The following is an 8,800-nucleotide window of genomic DNA, read 5'->3' as shown; positions in this document are numbered from 1 at the left end:
GGGCGCCGGACGCGCCGGTCAGAAGCACCGTGCCGGTCCCGAAGTCCGGGGTGGCCCGTGGGGCGTCGGCGGCGGCCCTTTCGAGCCGGGGCAGCAGGAGCGCGTCGCCGCGCAGCGCGGCCTGCGGCTCCCCGGAGGCGATGAGCCGGGGGACGGCCCAAGCCACGGCCCGGTCCGCGTCGGCGTTCCGGTGGATGTCGAGGAGGACGATACGGTCCGGGTTCTCCGACTGTGCCGACCGGACCAGGCCCCACACGGCCGCCTGCACCGGGTCGCCCGCCTCCGGCTCGTCCCCGGCGGCGACCGCGCCCCGGGTCACCAGCACCAGGCGGGCGGCCCGGTCCTCGGCCGCCCACCACCGCACCAGCCGGAGCACCTCGGCGAGGACGCTGCGGACCCGCTGGGCATCGGTACCCGACCCGGCGGGGCAGGGGACGACGACGGCGTCCGTGTCCGCCTGCGCCCCGGTCTCCGCCCCGGTCTCCGCCGCGGGGGCGGCGAGGAGTTCGGCGATGTCGTCGTAGGTCCGTACGACCGTCGTCCGCGCGTCGGCCGTGGCGGCGAGCGGTGCCCAGTCCACGGTGAACAGGGAGTCCCGGGAGCTGGTGCGCAGTTGCTCGGCCGAGACCGGGCGCAGCGTCAGCGACTCGACCGAGAGGACGGGGCGGCCCGTGCCGTCGGCGGCCTCCAGCCGTACCGTGTCCCCGCCGGCCGGGGAGAGCCGTACCCGCAGGCTCGCCGCTCCGGTTCCGTGCAGCGTGACGCGGGACCACGCGAAGGGCAGCAGGGGCCCGTCGGCGGCCGGTACGAGGCCGCCCGCGCCCAGCGCGTGCAGCGCGGAGTCGAGCAGGGCCGGGTGCACGCCGAACGCGTCCGCGGCCGCCTCATCGGTGACGGCTAGTTCGGCGTAGACCGCGTCGTGGCCGCGCCAGGCGGCACGCAGCCCCTGGAAGAGCGGGCCGTAGCTCAGGCCGAGGTCCGCCAGCCGGTCGTAGAAGCCGTCCAGGTCCACCGGCCGGGCGTCGGCCGGGGGCCAGCTGCGGAAGTCGGTCCCGGAGGGGGTCGCGCCGGTGGTGAGGGTGCCGGTGGCGTTGCGGATCCAGGGGCCGTCCCCGGCTCTCGAGTGCACGCTCAGCGGGCGGCGGCCGGTGGCGTCCTGGGCACCCACGAGGACCTGGAGCGCGACGCCGCCGTGCTCGGGCAGCACCAGCGGTGCCTGCAGGGTGAGTTCCTCGACCAGGTCGCAGCCGGTCTCGGCCGCCGCGTGGGCGGCCAGTTCCACGAAGGCCGTGCCCGGCAGCAGTACCGTGCCCAGCACCGCGTGGTCGGCCAGCCAGGGCTGGGCCCGCAGGGACAGCAGCCCGGTCAGCAGGTGGCCGCCGGCGTCCGGCAGCTCCACCGCCGCGCCCAGGAACGGGTGGTCGGAGGCGTCCAGCCCGGCCGTTCGCACGTCACCGGCCGGGGCGCCCGCCTCCAGCCAGTACCGCTCGTGCTGGAACGCGTAGGTCGGCAGGTCGACGCGGCGCGCGCCCGGCAGGACGGCGTCCCAGTCGATGGCGACACCGCGCACGTGGGCCTGGGCCAGGGCCAGCATCAGCCGGCTCCGTCCGCCGTCGCGGCGGCGCAGTGTCGGTACGACCACGGCGTCCGCGTCGGCGGCCTCTATGGCGTCCTGGATGCCCGCCAGCTGGACGGGGTGCGGACTGACTTCGACGAACACGTCGTGCCCGTCGGCCAGAGCGGCCCGGATCGCGTCGTGGAACCGTACCGTCTGCCGCATGTTGCGGTACCAGTAGCCGGAGCCCAGCTCGTCCGCGGCCAGTTTCCCGCCCGTCACCGTGGAGTAGAAGGGTACGGAGCCAGGGAGCGGGCTGATGCCGGCGAACCCCTCGCTCGCCTGCGCTTCGACGCGTTCGATCTGCGGCGAGTGCGCGGCGTAGTCGACGGCGACCTTGCGGGCCTGGATGCCCTCCTGCCGGCAGTGTTCGAGGAGTTCGTCGAGGGCGTCGGTGTCCCCGGAGACCACGACGGTGGCGGGCCCGTTCACGGCGGCGATTCCGAGGCGGCCGGTCCACCGGCCGACCAGTTCCCGTGCCTGCTCGTCCGGGAGAGGCAGCGAGGCCATGGCGCCGCGGCCCTGGAGTTCGCGGACCGCGAGGCTGCGCCGCACCACGATGCGCGCTCCGTCGTCCAGGTGGAGCGCTCCGGCGATCACCGCCGCGGAGACCTCGCCCTGCGAGTGCCCGACGACCGCGTCGGGCCTCACTCCGAAGGAGCGCCACACCTCGGCGAGGGCGATCGTCATCGCCCACAGCACGGGCTGCAGCACGTCGACCCGGTCCTGTTCGACCTCGGAGGTGCCGCGCAGCACCGAGGTCAGCGACCAGTCCACGTGCGGCGCGAGGGCGCGTTCGCAGGCTTCGATCCGGTCGCGGAAGACCGGGGAGGTCTCCAGCAGTTCGGCGGCCATGCCCACCCACTGCGACCCCTGCCCGGGGAAGACGAAGACGGTCCTGCCGCCGGTACGTGCGGTCCCGGTCACCACGCCGGGCGGCGTGGCGCCGTCGGCGACACCGGCCAGTCCCCGCCGGAGCTCTTCGGGGCTCTCCGCGACCACCACGGCACGGTGTTCGAAGGCTGCCCTGGTCGTGGCCAGCGAGTACGCCGCGTCGGCCGCGAGAGCCGCTGCACCGCCGTCGTCGGCAGGGTCATAGTCGTTGTCGTTGTCGTCCAGGTAGGACGCGAGGCGGACGGCCTGCGCCCGCAGCGCTGCCTCGGTCCTGCCGGAGAGCACCCACGGCACGGCCGAGCCGGAGCCGGGGGCCGGGGACGGTTCCTCGGTCGCGGAGGCCTGCTCGATGATGGTGTGGGCGTTGGTGCCACTGACGCCGAAGGACGACACGGCGGCACGGCGCGGGCGGTCCGTCTCCGGCCAGTCGACGGCCTCCGTCAGCAGCCGGACATCACCCGCCGACCAGTCCACGTGCGGCGTCGGCTCGTCCACGTGCAGGGTCCGCGGGAGCAAGCCGTGGCGCATCGCCATGACCATCTTGATCACACCGGCGACACCCGCGGCGGCCTGCGTGTGGCCGATGTTCGACTTCAGCGAGCCCAGCCACAACGGCCGGTCGCCGTCCCGTCCCTGGCCGTACGTGGCTATCAGCGCCTGTGCCTCGATCGGGTCACCCAGCCTCGTGCCCGTACCGTGCGCCTCCACCGCGTCGACGTCAGCGGTGGTGAGACCCGCGGAGGTGAGTGCCTGCCGGATCACCCGCTGCTGCGAAGGGCCGTTGGGCGCGGTCAGACCGTTGGACGCACCGTCCTGGTTCACCGCGCTTCCCCGCACGACGGCCAGCACGCGGTGGCCGTTGCGCTCGGCGTCGGACAACCGCTCCACCAGCAGCATGCCGACGCCCTCCGCCCAGCCCGTGCCGTCGGCACCGGCCGCGAACGCCTTGCACCGGCCGTCGGGCGACAGCCCCCGCTGCCGGCTGAACTCCACGAAGACCGTCGGACCGGCCATGACGGTGACACCGCCGGCCAGCGCCATCGTGCACTCGCCGCTCCGCAGCGCCTGGACAGCCAGATGGAGGGCGACGAGCGACGACGAGCACGCCGTGTCGATCGTGACCGCCGGACCCTCCAGGCCGAACGTGTAGGACACGCGCCCGGAGGCGACGCTGCCGGAGACCCCGGTGGTGAGCAGGCCCTCGACGCCCTCGGCGGGTTCGCGCGGGCCCTGGCCGTAGTCGTGGTACATCAGGCCCGTGAAGACGCCGGTACGGCTGCCACGAACCGTCGTCGGGTCGATCCCGGCGCGTTCGAACGCCTCCCAGGACGCCTCCAGGAGCAGCCGCTGCTGCGGGTCCATCGCCAGGGCCTCGCGCGGGCTGATGCCGAAGAAGCCGGCGTCGAACTCGGCCGCCTCGTGCAGGAAGCCGCCGTCGCGCGCGTAGGACTTGCCGAGGCGCTCGGGGTCGGGGTCGTAGAGCCCGTCGACGTCCCAGCCGCGGTCGTCCGGGAACCGGGAGATGCCGTCCTCGCCGGAGGCCACCAGCCGCCACAGGTCCTCCGGCGAGCGGACCCCGCCCGGGAGACGGCAGCTCATGCCGACGATGGCGATCGGCTCGTCGGCGGCGGCCGCGGCCTGCCGCACCGGGGTCGCGGCCGTGGCGGCCGGGGCCTCGCCGAGGAGTTCGGTGCCGATGTACCGAGCGAGGGCGGCGGGGGTGGGGTGGTCGAAGACGAGGGTGGCGGGCAGACGCAGGCCGGTGGCGGTTGAGAGCCGGTTGCGCAGTTCGACCGCCGTCAGCGAGTCGAAGCCCAGGTCCTGGAAGGCGTGCGCGGACTGTACGGCCCGGGGCGAGGAGTGACCGAGCACGGCGGCGGACTCGGCCCGGACCAGTTCCAGGACGGCCTCGTCGCGCTCGTCGGCGGCCAGTCCTGCGAGGCGTTCGGCCAAGGATCCGGTGGCGGCGCGCTGGGCCGCGCCGCGTAGGGAGACGCGGACGAGTCCGCGCAGCAGGGCCGGTACGGCTTCCGCCCCCCGGTTGCGCAGGGCGGCGGTGTCGAGACGGACGGGGACGAGCACGGGCTCGTCGGAGGCGAGGGCCGCGTCGAACAGCCTCAGGCCTTCCTGGGTGGCCAGCGGCAGGATGCCGGAGCGCGCCATCCGCGACCTGCCCGTCGCGTCGAGGGCGTCGGCCATGGCGCCCTCCTGCTCCCACAGGCCCCACGCCAGCGAGACCGTGGGCCGCCCCTGGGCGTGGCGGTACCGGGCGAAGGCGTCCAGGAAGGCGTTGCCTGCTGCGTAGTTGCCCTGGCCGGGGTTGCCGAAGACGCCCGCCGCGGAGGAGAACAGCACGAACGTCGTGCGCTCGCCGGTGAGCTCGTGCAGGTTGAGCACGGCGTCGGCCTTGGGCGCGAGGACGGCGCCCACGCGCTGCGGGGTGAGTGCTGCGATCACGCCGTCGTCGAGCACGCCGGCGGTGTGCACGACCGAGTCGACCGGCACGGCGGCCAGCAGTCGGGCGAGGGCGTCACGGTCGGCGAGGTCGCAGGCGGCCCACGTCGCTTCGGCGCCGAGCGCCGCGAGTTCGGCCTTCAGGTCCGCGGCGCCCGGGGCGTCCGCGCCACGGCGGCTGACGAGCAGCAGCCGGCGCACGCCGTGTCCGGTCACCAGGTGACGGGCGAGGATTCGGCCCAGCGCGCCGGAGGCGCCGGTGAGCAGCACGGTGCCAAGGTCGAAGGCAGCGCCTTCGGCGGGGGCGGAGGCCGCTTCGTCCGCGGGGCCGGTGGCCGCGTCCTTCGCAAGGCCGGTGGCCGCGTCCTTCGCAAGGCCGGTGGCCGCGTCCTCTGTCGCAGGGGAGGTGGCGCGGGCCAGGCGCGGTGCGCCGGCCTCCCCTTCGCGGACGACGACGTGGGGCTCGCCGGACAGCACGATGCCGGGCACGAGCGCCGGCGCCTCGTCCGGGCGGTCGGTTTCGAGCAGCACGATCCGGCCGGGGTTCTCCGCCTGGGCCGAGCGCACCAGTCCGCCCGCCGCGGCGTGCGCGAGGTCGTCGCAGCGCGCCACCAGCACAAGACGCGGTGTCCGGTCCTCGGCGAACCAGCGCTGGACCAGCCGCAGCACGTCGGTGGTGACCGCACGGACCCGCTCGGCCCCGGTCGCCCCTTCCGGGCCGTCGGGGCACGGGACCACGACCACGTCCGGCTGCGAGGGACCGCCGGCCTCGGCCAGCGCGGCGATGTCCGGGACGTACGCGACCGCCGTCCCGTCCGCGTCGGCGGAGGGCAGGGTCAGCGGCACCCGCTCGACGGTGAACATCGTGTCACCGGAGCGCTTGCGGAACTGCTCGGCCGACATCGCGCGCAGTGTCAGCGACTCCACGGACGCCACCGGCTCGCCGGCACCGTCGGCCACCAGCAAGGACACCGCGTTCGTACCGGCCGGCGCCAGCCTGACCCGTACGGTGGACGCGCCCGTGGCGCGCACGGACACCCCGGACCAGGCGAACGGCAGGAGCGGCCCGTCCGCCTCGGCCACGGGAAGACCACCCGCATCGGCCTCGGGAAGACCGCCCGCACCACCCGCGCCGATCGCGTGCAGAGCCGCGTCCAGCAGAGCCGGGTGCAGGAGGAAGGAACCGGTGTCCGTGCCGTCGGGCAGGGCGACTTCCGCGAAGACCTCCTCGCCCGCGCGCCAGGCCCTCCGCAGTCCGCGGAACGCCGGTCCGTAGGCCAGGCCGAGAGCGGCCAGCCGGTCGTAGAAGCCGTCGAGGCCGACCGGCTCGGAGCCTGGCGGCGGCCACGCCATGAGCGCCCGGCTCCCGGTCGCCGCCTCCGCCGCTTCGGTCCCCACGGTGACGAACCCGGTCGCGTGGCGGACCCACGGCAGGTCGGCGTCGTCCTCGGGGCGCGAGTGCACGGTCAGCGGCCTGCGGCCGGTGCCGTCGGCCGCGCCGACCCACACCTGAACCGCGACGCCGCCCTGCTCGGGCACCACCAGGGGCGCTTCGAGGGTGAGGTCCTCCAGCAGTTCGCAGCCTGCTTCGTCGGCGGCGCGCACGGCCAGTTCGACGAACGCGGTGCCCGGCAGCAGTACGGTTCCCAGCACGGCGTGGTCGCTCAGCCACGGGTGCGTACGCAGGGACAGCCGGCCGGTCAGCAGCCGTTCGTCGCCGCCGGCCAGACTGACGGCGGCGCCGAGCAGCGGGTGGTCGGCCGAACCCAGTCCGGCGGCGCGGACGTCGCCGGGAGCGGCGGGTAAGGCGTCGAGCCAGTAGCGCTCGTACTGGAAGGCGTAGGTCGGCAGGTCGACGCGGCGGGCGCCGGGAAAGAAGGCGTGCCAGTCCGGCGAGACGCCGTGGACGTGCAGTTCGGAGACGGCGGCGACGAGTGCGGCCCGCTCGGGGCGGTCGGCGCGCAGAGCGGGCACGGTGACCGCGTCGTCGTCCAGGCAGCCTTGGGCGAGGGCGCTCAACACACCCCCCGGACCGATCTCGACGAACGTGGTCACGCCCAGGTCGTGCAGAGTCCGGACGCCGTCGGCGAAACGGACCGCCTCACGGACGTGCCTCACCCAGTACTCCGCGGTGTACGCCTCGGCCAGCCGGCCGGTGAGATTGGAGACCACCGGAATACGCGGCTTCCCGAAGACCAGCCCACGGACGACCCCCGCGAACTCCTCCAGCATCGGGTCCATCAACGGCGAATGGAACGCATGACTGACCTTCAACCGGGACGTCTTACGACCCTGCTCCCGGAAGACCTCGGCAATCCCGGTGACCGCATCCTCCTCGCCGGACACCACGACCGACCGCGGACCATTGACCGCCGCGATACCGACACCGTCGACGAGATACGGAAGGACTTCGTCCTCGGCGGCCTGGACGGCAACCATCGCCCCGCCGACCGGCAACGCCTGCATCAACGCAGCACGCGCCGACACCAGCCTCGCCGCATCCTCCAGCGACAACACCCCGGCCACATGCGCAGCCGCGATCTCACCCACCGAATGACCCGCCACGTAATCCGGCCGCACACCCCACGACTCCAGAAGCCGGAACAACGCAACCTCGAACGCGAAGAGCGCAGGCTGGGCCGCGCCCGTGTGGTGCAGTTCTTCCGAGTCGACGTCGACCACGGCGTCGAGGTGCGCGCACACCTCGTCGTACGCCGCAGCGAACACCGGGTACGACGCGTACAACTCGCGCCCCATGCCCGGGCGCTGCGAACCCTGGCCGGAAAAGAGGAACCCGACGCGCCCGCCGGTGCCGGCGAGGCCGCGTGCGACGCCCCGGGCCGGGGAGCCGGAGGCCACGGCCCGCAGCCCCTCCGCGAGTTCCGCCGGCGTCTCGCCCTGGACCACGGCGCGGTGCTCCAGGGCCGTGCGCGTCGTGGCGAGCGAGAACGCGACGTCGAGCGGGGGGACTTCGGCGTCCGTACGGGACAGCAGGCGTTCGGCCTGCGCGCGCAGGGCCTCCTCGGTCTTGCCGGAGATCACCCACGGCACCGGTCCACCCGCGGCCGGGCGCGCGACGTCCGGGGCGACGACCGCGGCCGGGTGCGCGGCGTCCGGGGTGACGGCCGCGGCCGGGTGCGCGGCGTCCGGGGTGACGGCCGCGGCGCTCCCCGCGCCTGCCTTCGGCGCTTCCGAGGCCTCGGTGTCCTGTGCGAACGCTTCAGCTGGCGGGGCTTCTTCGATGATCGTGTGCGCGTTGGTGCCGCTGATCCCGAAGGAGGAGATGCCGGCCCGGCGCGGCTGGTCCGACGTCGGCCAGGGCGTGCGCTCGGTGAGCAGCCGTACGGCGCCGGTCGACCAGTCGACGTGCGGGGACGGCGCGTCGACGTGCAGCGTGCGCGGCAGTTCGCCGTGCCGCATCGCCATGACCATCTTGATGATGCCCGCCACACCGGCCGCAGCCTGAGTGTGACCGATGTTGGACTTGACCGAGCCCAGCCACAGCGGCTTGTCGCCGGGACGGTCCTGCCCGTACGTCGCGAGGAGCGCCTGCGCCTCGATCGGGTCGCCGAGCCGGGTGCCCGTGCCGTGCGCCTCCACCGCGTCGACCTGTGCGGTGGTGAGCCGGGCGGCGGCCAGGGCCTGGCGGATCACCCGTTGCTGGGAGGGGCCGTTGGGGGCGGTCAGGCCGTTGGACGCGCCGTCCTGGTTGACGGCGGAGCCCCGGACGACCGCGAGGATCTCGTGTCCGTTGCGACGGGCGTCCGCGAGGCGCTCCACGAGCAGCAGGCCGGCGCCCTCGCCCCAGCCGGTGCCGTCGGCACCGGCCGCGAACGC

At 74.6% G+C, this 8,800-nt stretch carries 1 protein-coding gene; it reads right to left on the bottom strand.

Going from position 1 to position 8,800, the window contains the following annotated elements:
• The coding region (locus ABT085_RS39880; RefSeq protein WP_351619940.1) for a type I polyketide synthase at nt 1-8,800 on the bottom strand (8,800 nt) is incomplete at both ends.

This window comes from Streptomyces sp. NPDC002265 (assembly GCF_040296125.1).
Taxonomy (GTDB): Bacteria; Actinomycetota; Actinomycetes; order Streptomycetales; family Streptomycetaceae; genus Streptomyces.
This window is presented reverse-complemented; position numbering and strand designations above follow the sequence as displayed.